The sequence below is a fragment of the Salinisphaera sp. SPP-AMP-43 genome (genome assembly GCF_049568105.1).
In the GTDB taxonomy this organism is placed as follows: domain Bacteria; phylum Pseudomonadota; class Gammaproteobacteria; order Nevskiales; family Salinisphaeraceae; genus Salinisphaera.
The window spans coordinates 535,044-559,531 of record NZ_CP145335.1 but is presented as its reverse complement, the minus strand read 5'-3'; the positions used below and the strand labels follow the sequence as shown (position 1 = coordinate 559,531).

The window sequence follows — 24,488 nt, the reverse complement described above, 5'->3', positions numbered from 1 at the left end:
GCCTTTCAAGACGACGTCGCCGTCGACTCGGGCCAGCCAGGTCCGCGGGCCGGCGCATTGCGCAGAGCCCGGGTGATCAGGCGGGCAAAGCGGCTCGCCGACGGCAGGCCGCCGAAGCTCCATACCCCGGGGATATACACCACCGGCGCGTTGCGCACGAGGGTCAGGCTATTCCACAGCCGGCTGTCGGCGATTTGATCGCGCAGGCCGACCGGCACCGGCCCCATAACCACGATGCGACCGGCGTCGACCGAAGCCAGACGCGAAACCGGCACTTGGGCCGAGCCCCAGCGGGACGTTTCGCCCTGCCAGGCATTTTCCAGGCCCATGCGCTGCATGGTCGCCCCGATCAGGCTGTTCTTGCCGAACACGTACACATGCTGGGCATCCGACCATTGCACGACCAGCAGCGGCTTCGGATCCTCCGGCAACCGAGCAGCGGCCGTGCGAATCTCGCTTTCGGTACGCTCGATCAAGTCCCGGGCCGCGGCCGGCCGGTGGGCAATACGGCCCAGCTTTTTTACTGCCGCTACGGTGTTGTCCCATACCGGCCCCGGCGTGAAATACACATCGACCGTGGCCACCGGCGCGATCCGAGCCAGCTTCGGCTTGAGCGAGGCATACATCTGCGTGATCAGAATTCGGTCGGGATCGAGCTGGGCCAGCAACTCCAGATTGGGCTGCGAACGCAAGCCCAGGTCTCGGGTCGCGGCCGGCAGCTTCGGCTGCCCAACCCAGGTGGCATAGCCTGAAGTCTGGCCGACCGCCAGCGGGGTCACGCCGATCGCAACCAGGTTCTGGGCCAGCCCCCAGTCAACCGTGGCCAGACGCGGGGGTTGGTGATTCGCCGAGGCCGCGGATGGGGCAGCCGCCTGTACCGGCGCTGCGGCGGCGCCCAAGCCCAGACAAAGGGCCCAGACCGTTTGATACACGATGCGCGCACAGGCCGCCCTCCGGCTTCGGACGCCGAACCGGCGCGGCCTCACTGAACGACGGCGATCGGGTGGTGGTCGGTCGGATGAGGCATCACGCTCATGCGGATACCGTAGATGGCCTCGAGAGTGGCATCGTCCATCAGTTCGCCGGGGGTACCCTGAGCCAGCAGGCGGCCGTCTCGCAGCGCCACCAGCTGATCGCAATAGCGCGAGACCATGTTCACGTCGTGCAGCACGATGATCACGCCCACGCCGAGATCGCTGCACAGCCGGCGAATCAACGACAGAGTATCGACCTGATGGGCGATATCCAGCGCCGACAACGGCTCGTCGAGCAACAGAAAGCGGCTGCCCTGGGCCAACAACATCGCCAGCCAGACCCGTTGGCGCTCGCCGCCGGACAGGGTATCGACCATGCGATCGGCGAATTCCACGGTATCGGTCAGCGTCATGGCCCGGTCGACCTGGGCCTTGTCCTTGCGCGACAGCCGCCCGAGAAGGCCATGCCAGGGGTAGCGCCCGAAGGCAACCAGCTCGCGCACGGTCAGACTGGCCGCACTCGGCAGATGCTGAGGCAGATAAGCCACGTTGCGGGCGAACTCGCGATTGCCCCAGCTGTCCACGGCACGGCCGTTGAGACAGATCTCGCCGCAGCTGGCGCACTGCTGGCGGGCCAACAGCTTGAGCAAGGTGGATTTGCCGGAACCGTTGTGTCCGATCAGGCCATAGACCTTGCCTTCATCGAAACGCAGATCCGATGCCTCCAACAGGCAGCGCCCTCCGACTTCGAACCGGCAGGAATTGACTTCGAACATCGTTTCTCCGAATACGCGGCATGCGCATCGTGGCTGAATGCCCGAGAATAAGCTAGATACGAATGAGTATCAATGAGAGACTATTGCGCCGCGGGCGCGCCGAGCGCAGGATAACATCTCGTATTGCAAATGGTTCTCAGTTAAACCGGGCCTTCGTGCAACTCTCAGAACTCGCCAAACGCTGTCCTGCCCGCGTCACCGCGATCCGCGATGAGCACCCCGACGATGCGATCGCCCAGCGCCTGCGCGATCTGGGCTTTGTGCCCGGCGAGACGGTCGAGATCGTGGCACGCGCCCCGTTCGGTGGCGACCCGATCCTGGTTCGCATCGGCGGCACACGATTCGCGCTACGCCGCAGCGAGGCGGCCCGTATCGCGGTCGACACCTTGGAAAACGTGCCCACATGAGTATCGCGATTCCCCGTATCGCCATGGCCGGCAACCCGAACTGCGGCAAGACCGCCCTGTTCAACCGCCTGACCGGCAGCCGCCAGAAGGTTGCCAACTATGCCGGCGTAACCGTCGAACGCAAAAGCGGCCGACTGACCACGGCCAACGGCCGGGTGTTCGATGTGCTGGATCTGCCCGGCGCCTACAGCCTAGCTGCAACCAGCCCAGACGAAGCCATCACCCACGCGGTCTGTGCCGGCGAACATGCCACCGAGGCCGCCCCCGATCTGGTGGTGTGCGTGGTCGATGCCACCAATCTGCGCCTGCATCTGCGCTTCGTGCTGGAAATGGCCCGCCTCGGCCGGCCAATGCTGGTGGCCCTGAACATGATGGACACCGCCCGGCACCGCGGTATCGAGATCGACATTGAACGCCTGGCCCACGATCTGGACATGCCAGTGGTCGAGACCGTGGCCGTGCGCCGCGACGGCGTGGCAGCCCTGATCGAGCGCCTGGAAGCCGAACCGCCCTCGGCGCCGGCGCCGCGCCCCGGCACCGAAGATATTCATGCCGCGGTGCGAGCGCTGATCGCCGGCGCGGTACGTGCCTCAGACACGGCCTCGCGGGTCGAGGATCGGCTGGATGGCTGGGCCCTGCACCCAGTGATCGGGCCGGCGATCCTGGCGGTGCTGATGTTTCTGATCTTCCAAGCGGTGTTTTCCTGGGCCGTGCCGGTCATGGATGCCATCGATGCCGGAGTCAGCACGGCGGGTGCCGCGATCGCCGGGCTGCTGCCGGCCGGCAGCGCCCTGCACAGCCTGGTCGCCGACGGTATCGTGGCCGGCGTCGGCGGCGTGCTGGTATTCCTGCCCCAGATCCTGATTCTGTTTTTCTTTATCCTGATTCTCGAGGAATCCGGCTATCTGCCGCGGGCGGCCTTCCTACTCGACCGGCTAATGTTCAAGGTCGGGCTGACCGGCCGGGCCTTCATTCCGCTGTTGTCGAGCTTTGCCTGTGCCATTCCCGGCATCATGGCGACCCGCAGCATCGCCGACCCCCGGGACCGGCTGGCCACGATCCTGGTCGCACCGTTGATGACCTGCTCGGCGCGCCTTCCGGTCTATACCCTGCTGATTGCTGCCTTCATTCCGCGTACGAGCGTGCTCGGGTTGTTCAATCTGCAGGGCATCGTGCTGTTCGGGCTGTATATCTTCGGCATCGTCGGGGCCATGGCGGTGGCCTTCGTGATGAAGCGTTTTCGACACGACGATTCCGAGCATGCCCTGCTCATGGAACTGCCGGCCTATCGGCTGCCGAATCCGCGGGATATCGCGATCGGGCTCGGGCAGCGGGCCAAGATCTTTCTGCGCCGGGTCGGCGGCATCATCTTCACACTCACCGTGCTGCTGTGGTTTTTGGCCAGTTTCCCGGCACCGCCGGACGGGGCCACCGGCCCGGCCATCGAATACAGCATCGTCGGCCTGATCGGCCACTATCTGCATTATGTTTTGGCGCCACTGGGCTTCAACTGGCAGATCTCGGTTGCGCTGGTGCCGGGCATGGCCGCCCGCGAAGTCGCGGTTTCAGCCCTGGGCACGGTGTATGCGATGTCTGGCAACCCGGCCGGCGTCAGCGATCAGCTGGGCAGCCTGATCGGCCAACAATGGCCGCTGGCTACAGCGCTGTCGCTGCTGGTTTGGTATGTATTCGCGCCGCAGTGTATTTCTACCCTGGCGGTGATCCGGCGCGAGACCAACTCCTGGCGGGTGGTCGGCGTGGCCCTGGTCTATCTGTTCGGGCTGGCCTATCTGGCTTCGCTGGCGACCTATCAGATCGCCAGCGCACTCGGGGGCGGATAATGAGCCTATTCATGGCCGTTCAGGCGGTGCTGCTGACGCTGCTGGCACTGTTCTGTCTAGGGCAGGCGATCAGCCGGCTGGCGCCGCGCAGCCTGGCCCGACTGCGCCTGATCGCGGCCTCACGAATCGATAGCCCTGTGGCCGCCGGCTGGCGCCGGGCACTGGCACGTCGGCTGGCCCCGGCGCGTACCGCGAGCGGCGGCGGCGCCTGTGGCAGCGGCGGCTGCAGCGCCTGTGCCGGCTGCGGGCTGAAAGCCGGAACCGCCCCCCGGCGTCGATAAGCCGGCCCGACCGAAAATCGGCCGGCCGCCACTCGATCGTGCTAGCCGCCGGCCGTCCGCGCCGCGTCCGCCCCGGAATCACGCCGACAGGCCGCGAGCATGTCCAGCTCGGGATCGTAGGGCGCTGCCCGGACATCCATCATCGCCATGACCGTCGAAAACACATGGTCGTGGCCGGTTCGCTTCGAAGCCGTGTGTTTCAAACAGTCCAGGCTCAGCCCGGTATCGCTACGCCAGCGATCCGACAGCCACAACACCATCGGGATATGGGTCTGCTGCATCGGCGCCAGCGCGTATGGGAAACCGTGCAGATAGATCCCGTGCTCGCCCAGCGATTCGCCGTGATCGGATAGATACATGAGCGCCGTATCGGCGTCCGCCTCCCGGGTTTTCAGCACGCTAATCAGCGCGGCCACGATGTGATCGACATAGCCGATGGTGTTGTCGTAGCTGTTGGTCAGCGTCTGTGACGAACAATCCTGGGGCCGGTTCGAGTCGCAGGTCGGCGTGTAGCGCCGAAAGGCCTCTGGATAGCGCTTGTAGTAGCTCGGCCCGTGGCTGCCCATGGTATGCATGACCAGCAACAGATCGCCCGAGGCCGCATCGATCCGATCAGCCAGCCCGTGGACAAATACCGCATCGAGACAGTGCCCATCGCCACAGACCCCAGGAATACGCAGAGCCCGCATATTCTTGGTCGGCACCCGATCGCATACGCCCTTGCAGCCGCCGGCCTGGTTTTCTTCCCAATGCACGGTCACACCGGCGCGCTTGAGTACGTCCAACAGATTTTCGGTATGGGCGGCAGTATCGGTATCGAAATCCGGCCGTGGTTCGGCCGAGAACATACAGGGCACGGATACGGCCGTAGAAGTCCCGCAGGCATGGGCATCCGAGAAATTCACCAGCGTCGGGATCGCCGCCAGCTCCGGCGTGGTCTGGCGGTGATAGCCGTTCAGCCCCCAGTCGGCCGCCCGGGTGGTCTCGCCGACCACCAGAAGCATGATCTTGCGCCGGCTGCGCGCTTCGGCGGCCGGGCTGCGGTGTGCGTTGCTGCCGATGCGTACCAGCGGTTCGTCGGCAGCCGCGGCCCGACCGTGGGCGACCTCGAAGGCCGAATAGATCGCATAGGTCGGATTGATATACATGCGCAGCTCGCGATGCTCGCGCAGTGTCAGCGAAAAATCCTTGTAGTGACTGGCCAGCGCAGCCGCGCCACAGGCGATCATGGCCAGCGCAAAACCCATGCGTACAAGAGCCTGGCGCCACCAGATAGCACGCTCGATGCGCACCCAGGCCACCAGCACGGCCGGCAGCACGCCCAGCAGCAACAAGTGCCAGACCAGCGCGAGGTTGAACAGCCCGCGGGCCTCGTCGGCATCCGTGTCCACGGTGTTGAGAATCATCGTGTCGTCGATGACCACGCCGTAGGTCTGCATGAAATAACCGACTACGGCTGCGATCAGCAGCAGCGCGATAAGAAACGGTTTATACAGCCAGCGGAAGGCGAACACCGACATCAGTAAGGCCAGTGCACAGACCAGAAATACAGCCGTAGCGACAGCGAAACCCAGGCCGCCGGTCGAACCCACCTGCGACACCGAAGCCAGCTCGTGCCAGAACGCCCGGTTATCGAAGGCGATGATGAAAATCGCGACCAGCAACGTCAGCATCGGCACGCCCAGCGCAGGGCGTGCGCGAGCCCAACGCATCGAACGGCTGTTGGCGGGCTCGGACACGGTCATACGATCGACAAACGACGATGGGGTTAGATCAGTCTGCGCCGCAGGGCGTAACCTCGTCGTAAATCCGGAATATTCAAACCACCGATTCGAAACGCATTATGCTCAAACGTATTTATAATCTGATTCGAGAATCCAAAGACGGCGGCGAAACGACCGCCGGCGGTGTTGAAGAGCCTCTTATGATCGACCACGAACAAGCCCGCCATGCCCAGCAAAACGGCGCCCAGATGATCGACGTGCGCGAGCGCGACGAATGGGAGGCCGGACATATCGCTGGAGCCCTGTTCTATCCCGTCACCCGGATTTCCAGCGATCCCGAGATCGAAGTCGACCCGAATACGCCGATCGTGACCTACTGCAAGGCCGGGGGACGGGCCGAGCGCGCGGCCGAGGTTCTACGCGCGGCCGGCTACCGCGATGTGCGCGCGATGAGCGGCGGCTTCGCCGACTGGCAGGCCGCCGGGTACCCCACGGAATAGGCTATTACGCGCTGAGGCGTTGACGAGACGCGCCATGACGCCGATATTGTGCGACTTTAGATGGACTCTGTCGGAACGCGACAGGGTCCATGCTGCGCCGGCGGGCGATCATGCGCTCGGCCGCTCCACCCGTTCCGCATAAAACGAGGTCCGATGTCTGCTGTCATAGACGCCATCGAATACATGCTGCCGGCGCGTACCGAATCGATCGAAGAGATCGCCGCGCGCTTTCCCAACTGGCCGTTGGAGCGCATCGCCGAAAAGACCGGCATTCGCGCACGGCATGTGGCCGATGAGAACGAATGCGCCTCGGATTTCGGCGTGGTAGCCGCGGAGCGGCTGTTCGAGAAAACCGGCGTCGCGCGCGACGAAGTCGACTACCTGATCTTCACTACCCAGACCCCGGACTACCTGGCCCCGACCACGGCCTGTCTGATCCAGGAACGACTGGGTCTGAACAAGCAGATCGGCGCGCTCGATATCAATCTCGGCTGTTCTGGCTATATCTATGCGCTGGGCGTGGCCAAGGCGTTGATCGAATCCGGCCAGGCATCGCGGCTGCTGCTGATCACAGCCGACACCTACAGCAAGTTCGTACACCCCGGCGACAAGAGCGTACGCGCCCTGTTCGGCGATGCGGCCGCGGCCACGCTGCTGTCCGATCGCGCGGCCGAGGGCGAGCCCAAGATCGGGCCGTTCGTCTACGGCACCGACGGTTCGGGCGCCCAGGACCTGATCGTGCCGACCAGCGGCATGCGCCAGCGCAGGCTCGACCAGCCGGCCGAGGAATACACCGACCGGCACGGCAACGTCCGCTCGGATCACAATATCTTCATGAACGGCCGCGCGGTGGTCGAATTCACCCTGCGTGAAGTGCCGCGCGCGATCCACCAAACCTGCGAAAAGGCCGGCGTGACGCTCGACGACGTGGACGCCGTGGTGCCCCACCAGGCCAGCGCCATGGTGCTGGATGGTATTCGCGAACGACTCGATCTGCCGAAGTCGAAATTCGTGGTGTGCATGGAAGATATCGGCAACACCGTCTCCTGTAGCGTGCCGATCGCGCTTAAACGGGCGGTATTGTCCGGCCAGGTCGGCCCGGGCGCCCTGGTCTTGTTGGTCGGCTTCGGCGTCGGCCTGTCCTGGGGCGCGACGCTGGTTCGCCTACCCTCGGATTTCGTGATGAGCGAACAGGACGACTGAAGCCGCCGGACGCGCCGTACAGCAGACCCAAAAAAGCCGGCATTAAGCCGGCTTTTTTGTGGGTCATGCGGTCGACGAACTCAGTCGAAGTTCAAGGTCGCCGACAGCTTGAAGGTCCGTGGCTGACCCTGGGTGATATAGCCGCCGTCGTTGGCTGCCTGCCAGTAATCCGAATTGGCGACGTTATCGACCCCGGCCCGCCAGACGAGATTTTGATCGTCGTGGCCCCAGGGCATCTTATAGCGCAGGCCGAGATCCACCCGGGTCCAGCCCGGTAGCTTGAGCGTATTCGCTTCGTTGGCATACTGCGAACCGGTTCGAATCACGCGGGCATTGGCATGCCAACGGTCGGCTCCAGGTAGCTGCCAATCGCCGGACAGCACCAGCCGGTAATCCGGCACGCCGATCGCGTCGTTGCCTTCATTGCTGCCGTCGCCGGTTTCGGTCAGCTCGCCGTCCATCCAGGTCGCGCTGGCCAGCAGCCGTAGCCGCTCGGTCGGCTTGCCGTAGACGCTAAGCTCGATACCGCGATCGCGTTGTTCGCCGCTGTAGCCATAGACGTTGTTGGCATCGACCGCGGCATTCGGTTTTTTGATCTGATAAAGCGCTAGGCTGCCGCCGATTTGGCCGAAATCGGCCTTGGCACCAACTTCGTTCTGCTTGGATTCGGCGATCCCGATGACCTGCCCCGAATTGGCGGCCGTATTCGGAGCGGCGTCGCCCGGCTGCAGCGCCTCGATATGGTTGGCATACAGCGACAGCCAGCTGACCGGTTTGTAGACCACGCCATACACCGGTGAGACCTCGTGGCCGCGCACCGGGTCGCCGTCGAAATCGCCTTGATAGCTGTAGTTGTTGACCCGGATCGACTGATAACGCCCACCGACCGTGATCAACAGCCGGTCGTCGAACAGCCCGGCCGTATCCGAGATCGCCCAGCCATCGGCCCGGGTCCGGGTACGCACGTTCGGATCGTCCTGATCGCCAGCCTCGGAGGCGGTCGGCAGGTAGCCGATATCGGCCGGGTCATAGATATTGGTCGGACTCTGATTGACGAAGTCCGACATCGTGTAGGCACTGTCGGTGCGTCGATAGTAGCCAGAGTAACCGAGGTTGAGCTGATGGCTGACCGGGCCGGTATCGAAATCGCCGCGGATACCGGCCTGGCCGGAGAACGAATGCGACTCGAACGGCACCCCAAGCCGATAGACCGAGGCGCTACCGTCGTTGCCGATCAGGGTTGGCGAACCGTATTCGCCCTGCTCTTCGGTATGGTTGGCGCCGATCGCGGCATAGGTCGTCCAGTGATCGGTCAGATCGAACTCGCCGCGCAACAGGCCGAACTCGTTTTCCAGCTCGGTGCTATTGAAAGAGGCCGCATAGTTGGTATCGGCATCCGGCGCATCCGGAATCTCGGTGGCCGTACCCAGATAGACGATCGAGCGGCCATGCTTGATGTGCTGTTTCTGATAGCCGAAATACAGCCCGGCCCGGGCCCGGTCCCCGTCGTAGTCAAGGCCGAGGCCGACCGAGGTATCGGCCGCATTCTCGCCGTCGATCGCGGTATCGCCCTTGGCATGCTGCACGCTCAGGCGGGCGCCATACTGTTTCTGTTCGCCATAACGGCGACCGACATCGAGGGCTTCTTCGATCTGGGAGTCGGACTGATAGCCGAGCCGAAACTGGGTCAGCGGCTCGGCATTGGCGAACTTCGGTTCGATATTGACGGCCCCACCAACCCCGGTACCGGCCGGCGCTACGCCGTTGGCGAAAGCATTCGAGCCCTTGAACAATTCGACCCGGTTGGCGAAGTTGGTCTGTACGATCTGGCGCGGCAGCACGCCATACAGCCCGCCGAACGAGACGTCTTCGCCATCGAGCGAGAAGCCTCGGATCTTGAAGACCTGGGCGAAATTGCCATAGCCGAGCTCGGATTGCACCGAGGCATCGTTGAGCAGCACATCCGCCAGGGTATGCGACTGCTGGTTTTCGATCAGCTGCGAGGTGAAGCTGATCACTGAAAACGGTACGTTGGCCGTATTTTGTTCGCCAAGCACCCCGATACGGCCACCGGTGGCCACCTGACCGCCAGCATAGGCTTCGGGCACCTGGTCACCGCCGGTGGCATGTCCGATCACGCGAATATTGCCAAGATCGGCCTGGGGCGCGTCCGAGGTGGACGGCGACGTCGCAGCCGCCGGCGCGCTCGACTGCTCGGGTTCGGTGGCCACCGGGGTTTGACCAGCCTGGCCGTCCGCCGCGGCGGCCGGCAGCACCGTGCCGATACCCAGCAACACCATGGTCGCTGCCAATGAGCCCTGGCCCCAACTTCGGGAAAGCACGCCCCAGTCCTGCATCATCACCCTGTCCTTTGCTGACCGGACTGCGGCCCGGCCTCGTATGCGCGGCGTCTCAGCCTCATCGTTCGGAGACAGGAATTTAATGATAATCGTTCTCATTTGCAAGAAAAGTTCGTGGCGGGGCACGTCTAGCGCGCCCCCTGGGCAGCCAGGGCCGGTACCGCCTCTTGGTTACCGATATGGCCGAGACCACCGGTCTCTGGTGCGAATTCCGAACGCCAACGGCTGCTCGCCGCGCATACGTTTCCCAACCGCGGCCTTATCGCCGTCTCTCGGAATACCGCGCCTGGCCTGGTGGATGTGTCGTACGTGCGCCGCATTGGCGTTCGCCGGACGTGCTCGACCAGGCGCGAATCGTCATGTCGTCCGCCTGCCCCGAACAGGCGACGGCACAGGCGCGCCCCGTGGTTCATTGGGCAGCCCCGGAAAGAGACAGGACGCCCGAGACACCGCGGCGATCCAGCGGACTCTTGCTCGCGTAGCCGCCCCGCTTCGTCTTGCGGTCCATCGTCGTATTCAAGAACGCTGGGCGCCAGCTGCCAGACCGAGCGCGCACGACACCATAGAGGCTCTATGGCCGGTCTTGGAGCTACTGAAGTCCGCGCCCCAGCGTCGCCGCCTCTTTTGCCAGTGCGCCCGGGAACGTGCTGCGTACGCCGAAGCTGGCTGGCCATAACCGCGCTCGGCGCAGACGCATACGTCGCATCCACAGAGGCGAAACCTTGCGCGCAACAAACAGACCGGGCTCGGCTAGCCTAGGGCCAAAGCTTGCCCCTAGGGCGTGCTAAGGTTTCGTGCAAGCCCTTGTCCCGAAAGGTTGTGCCCCCAATCACGTCGGGCCGCGTGACAAGCCTTGATCGGGGCACGCCCAGAGCCGGCCGCTCGCGTCTTGCCAGACACGATTTAAGGCGGCAACGCGAGGCTCGGACGACACTGCAACACGCCCTAGCCAGACCTCGCCAGACCTGGCCTATACTCGATCGGGCCAGGCGCTAACGCAGCGCCTCGAGGGTAGCGCGTGCGCCCTGCTGATGCAGACGCGCCAAGGCATCGGTATAGGCCGCCACGAAGCGTTCGTTGTCGACCAGATCGCCGAACAGCTCGCGGTTTTCGATAAAGGCGGTCGGCTGGTCGCGGTTGCGGGCCGCGATCGTCTTGAGCTCGTCGGCGAGCCGGTCGACGATTTCGATCGGCTCGCCGGCTTCATCCACACCTTCGGCATAGCGCGCCCAGCTCGCGACCACAGCCGCCGAGCGCTGGATCTCGCCGCCCGCCTCGAGCTGCTCGCGAATCACCGGCAGCAGCCACTTCGGAATCCGGTCCGAGGATTCCGCACACAACCGCGCCAGCGTGTCGCGGATCTCCGGGTTGGAAAAGCGCTCGATCAACGTGCGCTTGTAGTCTTCTAGATCCACCCCCGGTACCGGGCGCAGGGTCGGCTGGCCTTCACGGGTCATGTAATCCATCAGAAAATCTGCGAACAGCTCGTCCTGACAGACTTCGTGGGCATAGCGATAGCCGGCCAGATAGCCGAAGTAGGTCAGTGCCTGATGGCTGGCGTTGAGCAGGCGCAGCTTCATCAGCTCATAGGGCATAACATCGTCGACGATCTGTACCCCGACATCCTCATAGGGCGGCCGGCCCAGGTTGAAATGATCCTCGAGCACCCACTGGGTGAACGGCTCGCAAACCACCGGCCAGGCGTCCTCGATATCGAAACGCTCGGCGATCTCGGCGCGATCGGCATCGGTGGTCACCGGGGTGATCCGATCGACCATCGAATTCGGAAACTGGACGTGCTCGGTGATCCAGGCGCCGAGCTCGGCATCCTTGGCCTTGGCGAAGGCCGTGAACATTTTTTTCGCGACATCGCCGTTGCCCTGGATGTTGTCGCAGGACATCAGCGTGAACGGCGTGAGGTTGCGCTCGCGCCGGCGGCGTAGGGCCTCGGTGACCAGGCCAAAGGTGGTCTTCGGGGTCGCGCCGTCTTTCAGGTCTTGGGCCACATCCGGGTTGTCGAAATCGAACTCGCCGGTCACGTGGTGGAAGTTGTAGCCCCCTTCGGTGACCGTAAGCGACACGATTCGGGTGGTCTCGGCAGCCATGGTCTCGATCACGTCTTCGGGATCGTCCGGGGCGAACTTGTAGTCGACGATCGAGCCGATCACGCGCGGCTCGTAAGTGCCATCGGCATGCTTGAGGACCAGCGTGTACAGACAATCCTGGGCATCCATGACCTCGGCCATCTTGCGGTCACCGGGTAATACGCCGACGCCGCAGATGCCCCAGTCGAGCGCCTTGTGCTCGTTCATCAGCGCATCGAGATACATTGCCTGATGGGCGCGATGAAAACCGCCGACGCCGAAATGCACGATCCCGGGCGTGACTTGGCTGCGATCGTAGCCCGGCGTGGCCACGGCAGCGTCGATGTCTTTAAGGGCGGCGTTGTTGAGTGCGGGCATAGAACTCTCCCCTGCGGCGCGCCACAGCGGCGCGTCGACCAATCGTTATCGCGATATCAGTATTTATGGGCGTCGGCTACGCCGGTATCGATGCCGATCAGCGCGGCTTCGGTCTCGTCATCGAACAGATACAGTTTGTCGGGCGCGCAGGTCAGCGACACCGTATCCCCCATCGCGACCGTTTGATGCGGCTCGATCTGGGCGGTGAGCGTGGTCTCGCCCACCTTGACCTGGATCATGGTGAGCGAACCCAGCGGCTCGACCACTTCGACCGTACCGGTCAGATCGGACTGGGACGAGTCATTGTCGGCCAGATGCAGATGTTCGGGGCGGATGCCTACCCGCAAATGGCTGCGCTCAGCGGCAGCCCGACGGCGCTCTTCGTCCAGCACCAGACGGAATCCGTTGCCAGTGGCTTGGTCGTTACCGACCTCGGCCTGGAGGAAATTCATCGCCGGCGTCCCGATGAAGCCGGCCACGAACGTATTCGACGGCTGCTGGTAGAGATTGTTGGGCGTATCGATCTGCTGGACGATGCCGTCCTTCATCACCGCGATCCGCTGGCCCATGGTCATGGCCTCGGTCTGGTCATGGGTGACGTAGAAGGTGGTCACCCCCAGTTTGCGGTGCAGCTTGACGATCTCGGCGCGCATGTCGACCCGCAGCTTGGCATCCAGATTGGACAACGGCTCGTCCATCAAAAAGACCTGCGGCTGGCGCACGATCGCCCGGCCGAGGGCCACTCGCTGGCGCTGGCCGCCGGACAGGGCCCGCGGCTTGCGATCCAGCAGGTTGGTGATACCCAGTACTTCGGCCGCGTCCTCGACCCGTTTTTTGATATCGGCCTTGCCGTATTTCTTGAGCTTGAGCGAGAACGCCATGTTGTCGCGCACGCTCATATGCGGATATAGCGCATAGCTCTGGAACACCATGGCAATGTCGCGATCCTTGGGCGCCACGCCGGTCACATCCCGGCCGCCGATCTTGATCGCGCCCTGGGTATGCTCTTCCAAGCCCGCGATCATGCGCATGGTGGTGGTCTTGCCACAGCCCGACGGGCCCACCAGCACGACGAACTCGCCGTCCTCGGTGACCAGGTTGAAGTCTTCGACCGCCAGTTCGTCCGCGCCCGGATACTGCTTGCCGACGTTTTTGAGTTCTACGACTGCCATGGGTCTTTCCTCTGAAACTCGTTTTTATCCGCAGACCGACACACCGAGAGAACCGACAACCCCATTGATTCGTCGACCTGCTCTTTTGACCGTTCCGTTCTCAGCGGCTCGGCATCGCACGCGGCACACAGATCAAGCCGTTGTTTCCAGCCGCTGCGGCTCTGCGTAGCGCTGCCTCGATCTACGGATAACTGTCTTCGTGTCTTGCTCGTATCGCGTTCATCGGCGGATCGCCTCGTTCAAGACGATCCGCCTTTATTACTGCTATTACTTCACGGCACCAAAGGTCAGGCCGCGGACCATCTGACGCTGGGCGAACCAGCCAAGCACCACGATCGGTGCGATCGACATGACCGAGGCCGCCGACATCTTGGCCCAGAACATGCCCTCGGCCGATTTGAACGAGGCAATGAACACCGCCAGCGTGGCGGCATTGGAATTGGTCATCGTGATCGACCAGAACGACTCGTTCCACGCCAGGATCAACGCCAGCAGGCAGGTCGAAGCCAGGCCCGGCGTGGCCAACGGCAGAATCACCCGGCTCATGGTCTGGCCCATGCTGGCCCCGTCGATGTTGGCGGCTTCGACCAGATCCTTGGGGATGTCGCGGAAATAGGAATAGACCATCCAGATCATGATCGGCAGGTTCATCGCGGTATATAGCGCGATCAGGCCGATCCGGGAATCCAGCCAGCCGATGGTCTTGTAGACCAGAAAGATCGGGATCAACACGCCGACCGCCGGGATGAATTTGGTCGAGACCATCCAGACCAGGGTGAAATCCGTGCGTTTCGACGGATAGAAAGCCATGGCATAGGCCGCCGGCACCGTCAGCACCAGACCGATCAAAGTCGATACCACCGACGTGATCGCCGAATTCCAGGCGTAATGCCAATAGCCGCTACCCTGAGCCAGTGCGGTCTGGAAACTTTCCAGCGTCGGCGAAAAAAACAGATGCGGCGTCACCGAGAACGCCTCGGCTTCGGTCTTGAACGCTGTGACCAGCAGCCAAGCGATCGGGAAGAACATCAGCAGCGCGATGATCCAGCCCAGTATTCCGAGGATAACGCCGGAAGCCGAAAATTTGCGGGTAGCGGCACTCATCGATTCTCTCCCGCGTTGAGATTGCCGGCGACGAACCGGATCAGGAATATGGCGAAGAAGTTGGCCAGAATCACTGCCGCGACCGCAGCTGCCGACGATACACCGATGTCGTACTGGGCGAACGTGCCCTGGAAGATGTAATAAGGCAGATTGGTGGTGGCCGTGCCCGGCCCGCCGCTGGTAGTCGTATAGATCTCGGCAAACGAAGTCAGAAAGAAGATCGACTCCAGCATCACCACCACGTACAACACTTGGCCGAGGTGGGGAATCACGATATGGCGGAATTCATGCCATTTATTGGCGCCGTCCAGGCGTACGGCCTCGAGCTGATCCTCGGGCAGCGACTGCAGCCCGGTCAGCAACACCAGCATGGCAAACGGCGTCCATTCCCAGCTGATCATGATGACGATCGAAGTCAACGGAAACTGGGCGAGCCAGTCGATCGGCTCGAGCCCTACCGCCCGGGACAGCCAGGCCAACAGGCCATAAGCCGGATGGAACAGCATGTTCTTCCAGATCAGGCCGGTGACCACCGGCATGACGAAAAACGGCGCCACGGCCAGCGTGCGCGCGACACCGCGGCCGACGAAATTGCGGTGGAACAGCAGCGCGAAGGCCATACCGAAGCCGACCGTCACTGCCAGACAGACCACAACAATCAGCAGCGTCACGCCGAGTGCGCTCCAGAAGGTCGGGTCGGTCCATAGATAATCGTAGTTGCCGATGCCTGCCCAGCCATTCATGGAGGGCATCATCAGGTTGTAGTTGCGGAACGAGTAATACAGCGTCATGCCCAGCGGCACGATCATCCAGATCAACAGGAAGATCACGGCCGGGGCGAGCAGCCACTTGGCCGGGGCACGCCGCGCCTTCTCGCGCTGGGCGGCGGCTTCGGCTGCGCTATGGGTCGTTGTCGTGGATGCCACGGGTCAAACGTCCTCGTCGTAGTTGAACGCGGTCAACGATGGCGCCGGGCGAGCCTCAACTTCGCCCGCCCGGCCGCCGATCGGTGGGCCGCTAGTCCTTCGGATAACCGGCCTGTTTCATCATGCGCTCGGTAAACGACTGCGCCCGGGACAGGCCCTGATCAACGCTGGTCTGGCCCGACAGGATGCCGGCCATAATCTGGCCGACGCGGGTACCGATCGCCTGGAACGGCGGGATATCTACGAACTGGATACCGGTATAAGGCACCGGCGGTTTGGTCGGATTCTTCGGATCGGCCGAGGAGATGGCTTTTTCAACCAACGGCGCGAAAGCAGCAGCCTGCGTATATTTCGAGTTTTCGTAGGTCGAATGACGGGTGCCCGGCGGGACCGAGACCCAACCCTTCTTCTGGCCGACCAGTTCGATGTAATCCTGGGAGGTGGCCCATTCCACGAACGTCTTGGCTGCATCCTGCTTTTTGGAGGACTTCGGAATCGCCAGCGCCCAGCTATACAGCCAGTTCGCACCATGTGGCGTCTTGGCGACCGGCGCCTGGGCAAAACCGGTGTCCTTGGCGACCTTCGAATTCTCCGGATCGGAGAGATAGCCGGCGGCCACGGTCGAGTCGATCCACATCGCGCACTGGCCGTTGGCGAACAGCGTCTCGGACTCGGTAAAGCCGTTGGAGGTCACGCCCGGCGGGCCGTATTTATTGAGCAGCGTCTTGTACTGGGTCGCGGCTTCTTTCCAGGCCGTGCTGGTCAGTTCCGGCTTCCATTGCTGGTCGAACCAGCGGCCGCCATAGGTATTCACCATGGTCGAGAACAGCGCCATGTTCTCACCCCAGCCCGGCAGGCCACGCAGGCAAATGCCGTAGGTATGGCTTTTGCGATCGTTGAGTTTGGCCGCGAATTTCTCGATCTGATCCCAGGACGGCTGCTTGGGCATGTCCAGCCCAGCTTTTTTGAACAGGTCCTTGCGGTAGTAGGTGATCGACGATTCGGCATAGAACGGCAGCGCATACAGCTGGCCGTTGCTGGACAGCCCCTGCTTCACGGTCTCGAGCAGGTCGCCTTCGTTATAGGAATCGGGCAAGTTGTCGAAGGGCACCAGCCAGTCGTTCTTGGCCCAGATCGGGGTTTCGTAGTTCGACAACATCACCGCGTCGTACTGACCGGCATTGCTGGCGATATCGGTGGTCACTTTTTGACGCAGCTCATTTTCCGGCAGCGTCACCCAGTTCACGTTGATATCCGGATGCGATTTCTCGAACGCCGGGGTGAGCTTCTGCATGGTCACCATGTCCGGGTTGTTCACGGTGGCGATCGTGATCTGGGTCGCCGCCTGGGCTGCAGTAACGCCGCCGGCGCCCAGCATTAGGCCGGCGACCAGGAACTTCATTTTCATGACGGAGCATCTCCTCATATGTGTCCGTGACGAGCGGGCCCAATCGGTGCCCTTCTTGCAGTCCGGCGCTAACCGCGGCTGCAATATTGTTCTCATCATGAAAATTTATTCGACCCCCGTGCAATTCGCCTTTAATCGAATACGCGCCATGGCTGAGCGCTAAACGCTTGATCGACGGACGCCGCCGCCAATACGCCAACCGCGCCCAGGCAAGAGAATGGCCGTGATGATCAAGGCCTCCCCTGCTGTCCCGGCCTACCCATGCGCGGGTTGCGGCCCGTGGACCCGGGTTCGAACTGGCTTGGGGCCCAGAGGTTAGGCTAGCTATCCAGCCCAGCTGGGTCGGCGCTTTAGCCGCCGAATAGACCGAATGCGTAGGCCAACACCGGAATAGCCAAGCCAGGCGCATGGCAGCTGTATCGAGCCATAGCGGGCACGGCTTCATCCAGCATACGATACGAAGGGCTGGCTTCGTCTGTAGGCGCGTCTTGCGCAGGCGAGTTCGCCGGAAGGATCTGCCTGCAACCGCCTAGGTCATAGCTAGGACAGAGCGGCCGCGGTGCTCGCTGGACTGCTAGCACGCCACGACGAGCGGTGGACAGCCAATCTGTCAGGACATCGGGGGTATGCCTGGGGGAGTCGGCCTGGTCGTGTTCTAGCGGTGGTCGGCGATGAAGGCGTCGAGCTGGGCACGCGTTGAGGTGCCCTCCATAGCGCCTTGTCGAGAAACCGCACTGGCGCCGGCGGCATTGGCATAACGCAGCGCAGCAGTTGCGTCCATGCCTTGGCTCCGCAGGGTACAAAAAGTCGCACCGAAAGAATCGCCGGCACCGGTCGGGTCGACCTCGGCGACCTTGAACCCGGCCATGTCCTGACTGCCCTGGGGCGAGTAGTAGCAGCTGCCTGCGCCGCCTCGCTTGAGCACGATTTCGGCCACCCCGAGTTCGAAGGCACGCTGTACGGCCTCGGCTTGCGAGTCGCGTTCGACGAGTACGTTCAACTCGTCGTCGCTCGGCAGCAGAATATCGGTCTGCGAAACCAGATCGGTGAGCGCTTGCCGCACCCCGGGCCGGGCGAGCATTTCCTTGCGCACGTTGGGGTCGAACGATACCCGACCGCCACCCGCCTTGACCTGCTCGATCGCCCGCTGGGCCAGCTCGATCATATGCTCGGAAAACAGTGCCGTACCGGCGATATGGAACAGACGACAGTCGGTCAGCACACCGTCGAACTGCTCGGCGGCGATCTGGGCACAGGCACCGTTGGCGATATTGAAGATGAAATCCCGCGAGCCGTCGTCGTAATAGGTCACAAACGCACTGGCGGTGGTCTGATCGGGCAATGTGGCAATAGCCGACACATCGACCCCGTCTTCGGCCAGTCGCGAGACCAGCATGCGCCCGAAGGCGTCGTCGCCCACCGCACTGACCATGGCAGCCGTGGCATCCAGCTTGGCTGCCTGGTCGATGAAAATGGCCGGGGCGCCGCCCGGATAGGGTCCGGCGAATTCACCCGGCTCACCGAGACTCTGATTGACTCGGCTGGCCATGAATTCGGCGAGTACTTCGCCGAAGGTCACGATATCGGTCATTTTCGAATGCGGTGGTCGACTGGCGGGCGCAGTCTACAGAATGGACTGGCCGGTTGCCTTCCAGTCGGAGACGAACTTCTCGAGCCCACTGTCGGTCAGCGGGTGCTTGAACATCTGGTGCAGCACCGCCGGCGGTACGGTCACTACGTCGGCGCCGGCCAGGGCCGCCTGGACCACGTGTTGGGCACCACGCACCGAAGCCGCCAGTACCTGGGTGTTGATATGGCCATAGCTGCCGTAGATATCGTTGATATCGCGGATCAGCTGCATGCCTTCCTGGCCGATGTCATCGAGACGGCCGATGAATGGCGAGACATACGTGGCCCCGACCTTGGCAGCCAACAGCGCCTGGGCGGCCGAAAAACACAGCGTGACGTTGATTTCCTGACCGTTATCGACCAGGTTCTTGCCGACTTTCAGGCCGGCCGGCGTCAGCGGCACCTTCACGCAGACGTTGTCGGCGATGGTGGCCAGCTTTTCGCCTTCCTTCATCATCGTTTCGTAATCGGTGGCCGCCACTTCGGCGCTCACCGGGCCATCGACGATCTTGCAGATTTCGGTAATGGTCTCGATGAAGTCCTTGCCCGCCTTGTTGATCAGGCTGGGGTTGGTAGTCACGCCATCGAGCATGCCCATGTCGGCGAGCTCGCGGATTTCGTCCACGTTGGCGGTATCGACGAAGAATTTCATGATGGATCCTTTCCTGCTTTCTTGAGCCGATCGGCACACGGTAGCCGTGCGCCTAGTGTATGGTTTCGGCCAGAATACCCGGTTTCGGCCCGGGCCTTCAGCATAACGCTCTAACTGCCCGAGCCAAACGTGGCAAGTTAACGCAAACCCGTGCACGAGGAGAATGCCCCAATGGTCGGCGACGCGCACCAACTCTTCATCGGTCTGGATATCGGCACCAGCAGCGCCAAGGGCGTATTGGTCGACGCTGCCGGCCACGTCATCGCTCGCGCATCGGGCGACTACCCGCTTCTCGTACCGCGCCCCGGCTGGACCGAACAGAATCCCGAGGACTGGTGGGAAGCCGCGCAGAGCGTACTGGCCGAACTGGTCGCCCAGGCCGATACGGCAGTCGCCGGAATCGGGCTGACCGGGCAAATGCACGGCGCGGTATTTCTCGATGCCCAGGGCGCGGTCATCCGCCCGGCCATTCTCTGGAACGACCAGCGTACCGGTGCAGCCTGCGAGGCGATCGAGACGGCTGTCGGCAGCGAGCGACTGCGCCGGATCACCGGCAACCCGGCCCTGACCGGTTTCCAGGCGCCGAAGATTCTGTGGTTGCGCGATAACGAGCCCGAGCACTATGCCCAGCTCGCGCATGTGCTGCTGCCCAAGGACTATATCCGCTATCGGCTGTCCGGCGCCTTCGCCACCGATGTCTCGGATGCCGCCGGCACCCTGCTGCTCGACCTCGAGGCCCGCAACTGGTCGGAAGAAGTCCTGGAAGCGCTGGATATTCCCCGCGGTTGGCTGCCGCAGGTCTTTGAAAGCCCAGACGTATCGGCCGAACTCTCCGAGTCTGGCGCACAGGCCACCGGGCTCGGCGCCGGCACGCCGATCATGGCCGGGGCCGGCGACAACGCCGCGGCCGCGGTCGGCGGCGGCATCGTCAAATCGGGTGTGGCCCTGGTTTCGGTCGGCACCTCGGGCGTGGTCTTCGCCCATAGCGACAACGCTACTCCGGATACCAGCGGCGAGCTGCATTGTTTTTGCCACGCGGTGCCCGGCAGCTACCACCTGATGGGTGTCTCACTGGCCTCCGGCGGCAGCCTGCAGTGGTTCGCCGACCGGATCGCCAGCGACGAGGCAGCCGTGGCCCAGCGCCTCGGGCGCAATCTCCACGAATTGCTGGCCGCCGAAGCCGCCACCGTCGCGCCCGGCGCCGATGATCTGTACTTCCTGCCCTATCTGGCGGGCGAGCGCACGCCGCATATGGACCCCGACGCCCGCGGTGCCTGGATCGGCCTGACCCTGTCGCATGATCGCCGGCACATGGTGCGCGCTATTCTAGAAGGCGTGGCGTTCTCGCTGCGTGATTCGCTGGTGCGCATCGAAGCTCAAGGCGTAAAACCGGAAAAACTGATCCTCGGCGGCGGCGGCGCGCATAGTGAGGTCTGGCGTCAAATCCTGGCAGCCGTACTCAACAAACCGGTGGCCGTACAGCGGGACCAGGAAGGCCCGGCCTATGGCGCCACCCTGTTGGCCGCGGTCGGGGCCGGCGTGCATGCCGATGTCGATGCCGCAGTGGCCGCCATGGTCGAGGCGCCGGAACATTTCGAATCCCCCGATCCGGAGCTGGTGGCCGAATATGCACCGCGCTACGACCGCTTTACCCGGCTCTATCCAGCCCTGCGTGATGCGCTGTAGCTCCGGCCTAGTCGGCCTGCTGCACCATGCAGCCATCTAGTCTAGAATCAGAGACGAATGTCGTAACCCATCGCCATCCGGCAAAGGAGTTTATTATGAAACAGTGGACCACCCCGAAAGCACACGATCTGCGTCTTGGCTTCGAAATCACGATGTACGTGAGCAACAGCTAAGCCGCAGACGCGAGCTGTAATAACCGAAAAAGGGGCGATCATTCGCCCCTTTTTCGTTTGTGCCTGCGCCGCTTCCAACCGATGCGCCCGCCCCTATGAATACCCCCCTCAAGCACGACGGCCAGACCGTGGCGCGCCCGCTGTGGCTGCTCGCGGAACTGACCTATGCCTGCCCGCTACAGTGCCCTTACTGCAGCAATCCCACCAACATGGCCGGCATCGGCGCCGAACTGAGCACCGAAGACTGGTTCAAGGTACTGCGTGAGGCCCGTGTTCTCGGCGCCGCCCAGCTCGGTCTGTCCGGCGGCGAGCCGCTGGTCCGTCGCGATCTGGAGGCGATCGTCGCCGAAGCGGCCCGATTGGGCTATTACTCGAATCTGATCACCTCGGGCATCGGCATGGATGCAGCCCGGGTCAATGCCTTGGCCGAGGCCGGGCTGGATCATATCCAGATCAGCTTTCAGGCTTCCAGCGCCGAGCGCAACGATTTTCTGGCCGGCAGTCGCTCGTTCGAAAAGAAAAAAGCCATGGCCCGGGCCGTCAAAGCCGCCGGCTATCCAATGGTGCTCAATATCGTGTTGCACCGACACAACATCGACGATATCGACGACATCATCGCCATGGCCGAGTCACTCGGTGCCGACTATGTCGAACTGGCCAATACCCAGTACTACGGCTGGGCTTGGCACAACCGCGAGCAACTGCTACCCACCCGTGAACAGCTCGACCATGCCGCCGCTGCTACTGCCCGCTATCGCGAAGCCGGCGGGGCCATGAAGCTGTATTTCGTCAACCCCGATTACTATCAGGAGCGCCCCAAAGCCTGTATGAGCGGCTGGGGGGATGTGTTTTTGAATGTAGCCCCGGACGGCATTGCCCTACCCTGTCATGCCGCGCGGCAACTGCCCGGGCTGTCATTTCCAGACGTACGCGACCACGATATCGGCTGGATCTGGAACGAATCCGAAGCCTTCAACCACTTCCGTGGCTTCGACTGGATGCGCGAACCCTGTCGTTCCTGTGTCGAGAAGCACGACGACTTTGGCGGCTGTCGCTGCCAGGCCTATATGCTGACTGGCGATATGTATGCCACCGACCCGGTCTGTGCCAAATCGCCCGCACACCACCTCGTCACCGAGGCGGTCGAGCGCGCTAACGCCCGCCCGGCCGAGGCCCCGGCTACCCAGCCAATCGTGTTTCGCAATCCGAAAAACTCGAAGGCCATCCACGCAGCCGATGAGACCGAGCCGGCCGGCCCGCCCGACCGCTAGGCCCAGGTAATCCAGCCGTGTGAGCCGGCCAAGGCCAGAAAATCGTAGACATCGGCGGCTAGATCGGCGCCGCCGAATTCGGCCGACAACGCAGCGCACAGCGCCTCAACCGTCGTTTTGCCGTCGCAGCGCGACAGGATTTCGGTGGCCGGCTCATTCAGCGTGACCATACCCTCCGGATAGAGCAGGACATGGCATTCCTGGGCCGGCTCGTATTGCATGCGGTGGCCGCGAGCCAATCTCGGCCGACTGTCCGCGGCGATCTCCGGCGTACTCATGGATTGACCTCCGGGGCCGCCGGGCAGCTGTGATACGGCGGGCGCTGATCGACATAAGCCAGCCACATCGCATCCAGCATCGACCACAACACGTCCAGCTTGAACTGCAGAATACCCAGGGCGTGTTCTTGATCGGCCCGGGTCACGAAATGATCGAGCGTGACGTCCAGACCGTGCTCGACGTCGCGCCTGGCCTCGGACAGCCGCTTGCGGAAATAAGTGAGCCCGTCGTCGGCGATCCAGGGATAATGGTCGGGCCAGCCGGTCAGCCGCTGCTGATGAATTTCCGGGGCAAACAGTTCGGTCAGCGACGAACAGGCGGCCTCTTGCCAGCTCGCGCGACGCGCGAAATTGACATAGGCATCCACGGCGAACCGTACCCCGGGCAGCACGTCGGACTGGGCGATGACGCGCTCGCGACCCAGCCCGCAGGCCTCGGCCAGGGCCAACCAGGCCTCGATACCGCCCGGTTCGTCGCCGACCCCATCGTGATCCAGGATGCGCTGTACCCAAAGCCGACGGGTTGCCGGGTCCGGACAGTTGGCGAGCACATTGGCATCCTTGATCGGGATACAGATCTGGTAGTAGTAGCGATTGGCCACCCAACCGCGAATCTGCTCCGGGTTTGCCTCGCCCGCGTGCATCATCTGATGATAGGGATGATGGATATGATAGCGAGCACCAAGCGCCCGCAGCTTGGCTTCGAACACGTCGCGCGGCCAGGCGTCTGCGCTGTTGCTTGGGGTCTCGCTCATGGCGTGATCTCCATACCGTCGTAGGCCACCTCAACCCCGGCCTGCTCGACGACCGCCCGGGGTTCGGAGTCCGGATCGAGGATCGGGTTAGTGTTGTTGATGTGGATCAGCACCCGGCGTTTGTCTGGCCAGCGCCCCAGCCAGGCAAGCATGCCGGCCTCGCCGCTCTGCGGCAGATGACCCATGCTGGCTGCGGTTTTTTTACCCACACCTTGGTCGATCATCTCGGTTTCGGTGAAAAAGGTGCCGTCCACCAGTAGCACGTCGCAGGCCGCCATTTCGTCGGCCAGGGCTGCATCGATATCGCCCAGACCCGGCGCATAGAATACGCAGCGGCCACTATCCTCGTCGGTGAGAATCAGCCCGATGTTGTCGCCGGGCTCCGGCGCCTGACGATGGGGCGAATACGGCGGTGCGGCCGAGGACAGCGCCACCGCGCGCAGACTTACGCCGGGCAGGCAGTCGAGCGTAAACGCCTGGCCGGGCACGACTTCGTGCCAGTTGGCGCCGCAGTAGTGCGACAGCACATTGAACAGCGGCCAGCCTGTGGTCAGGTCTTCATGGGCCTGGCGTGTGCAATAGACTTCGAGCGGCGCGCCCTCGCGCAGCAGCGTCAGGCCGGCGGTATGATCGATCTGGCTGTCCATGAGCAACACCGCGCCAATGCCGGTGCCGCGGCTGTTCGGCGCCGGCCGCAGCGCCGGCGTGGCCAGGATCTGCTCGCGGATATCGGGCGAGGCATTGATCAGCAGCCAGTCGTCACCGGTACCGCGCACGGCGATCGAAGATTGGGTGCGCGCCGGAGCACGCGTGGCGCCCTCGTGCAGCGCCCGGTTGAGCCCGACATTGCTATTCCACTGCGGGAAACCGCCACCGGCGGCAGATCCCAGGACCCGTATTTCCATC

The 24,488-nt window shown here is 63.2% G+C and carries 22 protein-coding genes; 8 read left to right on the top strand and 14 right to left on the bottom strand.

Features of this window, described 5'->3' with window-relative positions; translation table 11 throughout:
- Window positions 1–5: 5 nt before the first annotated feature.
- Complete coding sequence (locus tag V5738_RS02375; protein ID WP_423822802.1) at window positions 6–932, bottom strand: ABC transporter substrate-binding protein; 927 nt, start codon at window positions 930–932, stop codon at window positions 6–8.
- Window positions 933–982: 50 nt separating this feature from the next.
- Window positions 983–1,750 carry an ATP-binding cassette domain-containing protein gene (locus V5738_RS02370; RefSeq protein WP_423822801.1) on the bottom strand — a complete coding sequence of 256 codons (768 nt, stop codon included), beginning with the start codon at window positions 1,748–1,750 and terminating at the stop codon, window positions 983–985.
- A 155-nt stretch (window positions 1,751–1,905) separates the two neighbouring features.
- On the opposite strand from V5738_RS02370, the gene V5738_RS02365 reads away from it, so the two are divergent.
- Genes V5738_RS02365 through V5738_RS02355 form a run of 3 tightly spaced genes read left to right on the top strand, consistent with a single transcriptional unit; the run spans window position 1,906 to window position 4,279 of the window.
- Window positions 1,906–2,157: a FeoA family protein gene (locus V5738_RS02365; RefSeq protein ID WP_423822800.1), complete on the top strand. Its 252-nt coding sequence runs from the start codon at window positions 1,906–1,908 to the stop codon at window positions 2,155–2,157.
- A complete protein-coding gene (feoB, locus tag V5738_RS02360) occupies window positions 2,154–3,998 on the top strand; it encodes a ferrous iron transporter B (RefSeq protein WP_423822799.1) in 1,845 nt (614 codons plus the stop codon). Before V5738_RS02365 ends, feoB begins: the two co-directional genes overlap by 4 nt.
- An 11-nt stretch (window positions 3,999–4,009) precedes the next feature.
- Window positions 4,010–4,279 carry a DUF6587 family protein gene (locus V5738_RS02355; protein ID WP_423822798.1) on the top strand — a complete coding sequence of 90 codons (270 nt, stop codon included), beginning with the start codon at window positions 4,010–4,012 and terminating at the stop codon, window positions 4,277–4,279.
- Window positions 4,280–4,320: 41 nt separating this feature from the next.
- Here the strand turns inward: V5738_RS02355 and V5738_RS02350 are convergent, their stop codons facing one another.
- Window positions 4,321–6,018 (bottom strand): phosphoethanolamine transferase, encoded by a 1,698-nt coding sequence (locus tag V5738_RS02350; protein ID WP_423822797.1) that lies wholly within the window; start codon window positions 6,016–6,018, stop codon window positions 4,321–4,323.
- 104 nt (window positions 6,019–6,122) lie between these two features.
- Here V5738_RS02350 and V5738_RS02345 point away from each other — a divergent pair, with 104 nt between their 5' ends.
- On the top strand, window positions 6,123–6,503 hold the full coding sequence (locus V5738_RS02345) for a rhodanese-like domain-containing protein (RefSeq protein ID WP_423822796.1): 381 nt from the start codon (window positions 6,123–6,125) through the stop codon (window positions 6,501–6,503).
- Window positions 6,504–6,656: 153 nt separating this feature from the next.
- Complete coding sequence (locus tag V5738_RS02340; RefSeq protein ID WP_423822795.1) at window positions 6,657–7,706, top strand: ketoacyl-ACP synthase III; 1,050 nt, start codon at window positions 6,657–6,659, stop codon at window positions 7,704–7,706.
- A gap of 80 nt (window positions 7,707–7,786) precedes the next feature.
- Here V5738_RS02340 and V5738_RS02335 read toward each other — a convergent pair whose 3' ends face one another.
- The 8 genes from V5738_RS02335 to fsa form a co-directional block, all read right to left on the bottom strand.
- Window positions 7,787–10,063, bottom strand: coding sequence for a TonB-dependent receptor (locus tag V5738_RS02335; RefSeq protein WP_423822794.1), 2,277 nt, complete (start codon window positions 10,061–10,063; stop codon window positions 7,787–7,789).
- Between the two features lie 995 nt (window positions 10,064–11,058).
- Window positions 11,059–12,528, bottom strand: a complete 1,470-nt coding sequence (locus V5738_RS02330) for a mannitol dehydrogenase family protein (protein WP_423822793.1) — start codon at window positions 12,526–12,528, stop codon at window positions 11,059–11,061.
- Between the two features lie 56 nt (window positions 12,529–12,584).
- Entirely contained in the window at window positions 12,585–13,700 is a 1,116-nt protein-coding gene (locus V5738_RS02325; protein ID WP_423822792.1) for an ABC transporter ATP-binding protein, read from the bottom strand.
- 267 nt (window positions 13,701–13,967) lie between these two features.
- Complete coding sequence (locus tag V5738_RS02320) at window positions 13,968–14,804, bottom strand: carbohydrate ABC transporter permease (protein WP_423822791.1); 837 nt, start codon at window positions 14,802–14,804, stop codon at window positions 13,968–13,970.
- On the bottom strand, window positions 14,801–15,730 hold the full coding sequence (locus V5738_RS02315; RefSeq protein ID WP_423822790.1) for a carbohydrate ABC transporter permease: 930 nt from the start codon (window positions 15,728–15,730) through the stop codon (window positions 14,801–14,803). The genes V5738_RS02320 and V5738_RS02315 overlap by 4 nt, the downstream gene beginning before the upstream one ends.
- A gap of 91 nt (window positions 15,731–15,821) precedes the next feature.
- Window positions 15,822–17,156 (bottom strand): ABC transporter substrate-binding protein, encoded by a 1,335-nt coding sequence (locus tag V5738_RS02310; protein ID WP_423822789.1) that lies wholly within the window; start codon window positions 17,154–17,156, stop codon window positions 15,822–15,824.
- A gap of 637 nt (window positions 17,157–17,793) precedes the next feature.
- Window positions 17,794–18,729 carry a sugar kinase gene (locus V5738_RS02305; RefSeq protein WP_423822788.1) on the bottom strand — a complete coding sequence of 312 codons (936 nt, stop codon included), beginning with the start codon at window positions 18,727–18,729 and terminating at the stop codon, window positions 17,794–17,796.
- A gap of 33 nt (window positions 18,730–18,762) precedes the next feature.
- Complete coding sequence (gene fsa / locus V5738_RS02300) at window positions 18,763–19,419, bottom strand: fructose-6-phosphate aldolase (protein ID WP_423822787.1); 657 nt, start codon at window positions 19,417–19,419, stop codon at window positions 18,763–18,765.
- 171 nt (window positions 19,420–19,590) lie between these two features.
- Between fsa and xylB the strand changes: the two genes are divergently transcribed.
- From xylB to pqqE, 3 genes are all read left to right on the top strand, one after another.
- Window positions 19,591–21,105, top strand: coding sequence for a xylulokinase (gene xylB / locus V5738_RS02295; protein WP_423822786.1), 1,515 nt, complete (start codon window positions 19,591–19,593; stop codon window positions 21,103–21,105).
- Between the two features lie 95 nt (window positions 21,106–21,200).
- Window positions 21,201–21,278, top strand: a complete 78-nt coding sequence (gene pqqA / locus V5738_RS02290; protein ID WP_120099374.1) for a pyrroloquinoline quinone precursor peptide PqqA — start codon at window positions 21,201–21,203, stop codon at window positions 21,276–21,278.
- A 95-nt stretch (window positions 21,279–21,373) separates the two neighbouring features.
- Window positions 21,374–22,549: a pyrroloquinoline quinone biosynthesis protein PqqE gene (pqqE, locus tag V5738_RS02285; protein WP_423822785.1), complete on the top strand. Its 1,176-nt coding sequence runs from the start codon at window positions 21,374–21,376 to the stop codon at window positions 22,547–22,549.
- Here the strand turns inward: pqqE and pqqD are convergent.
- From pqqD to pqqB, 3 genes are read right to left on the bottom strand one after another with little or no spacing between them, the layout of a single operon-like run.
- Window positions 22,546–22,827 (bottom strand): pyrroloquinoline quinone biosynthesis peptide chaperone PqqD, encoded by a 282-nt coding sequence (gene pqqD / locus V5738_RS02280; RefSeq protein ID WP_423822784.1) that lies wholly within the window; start codon window positions 22,825–22,827, stop codon window positions 22,546–22,548. The genes pqqE and pqqD overlap by 4 nt on opposite strands.
- The gene (pqqC, locus tag V5738_RS02275) at window positions 22,824–23,582 is read right to left on the bottom strand and encodes a pyrroloquinoline-quinone synthase PqqC (RefSeq protein WP_423822783.1); all 759 of its coding nucleotides are present in this window, start codon (window positions 23,580–23,582) and stop codon (window positions 22,824–22,826) included. Before pqqC ends, pqqD begins: the two co-directional genes overlap by 4 nt.
- Window positions 23,579–24,487 carry a pyrroloquinoline quinone biosynthesis protein PqqB gene (gene pqqB, locus V5738_RS02270; RefSeq protein WP_423822782.1) on the bottom strand — a complete coding sequence of 303 codons (909 nt, stop codon included), beginning with the start codon at window positions 24,485–24,487 and terminating at the stop codon, window positions 23,579–23,581. The genes pqqC and pqqB overlap by 4 nt, the downstream gene beginning before the upstream one ends.
- Window position 24,488 lies beyond the last annotated feature (1 nt).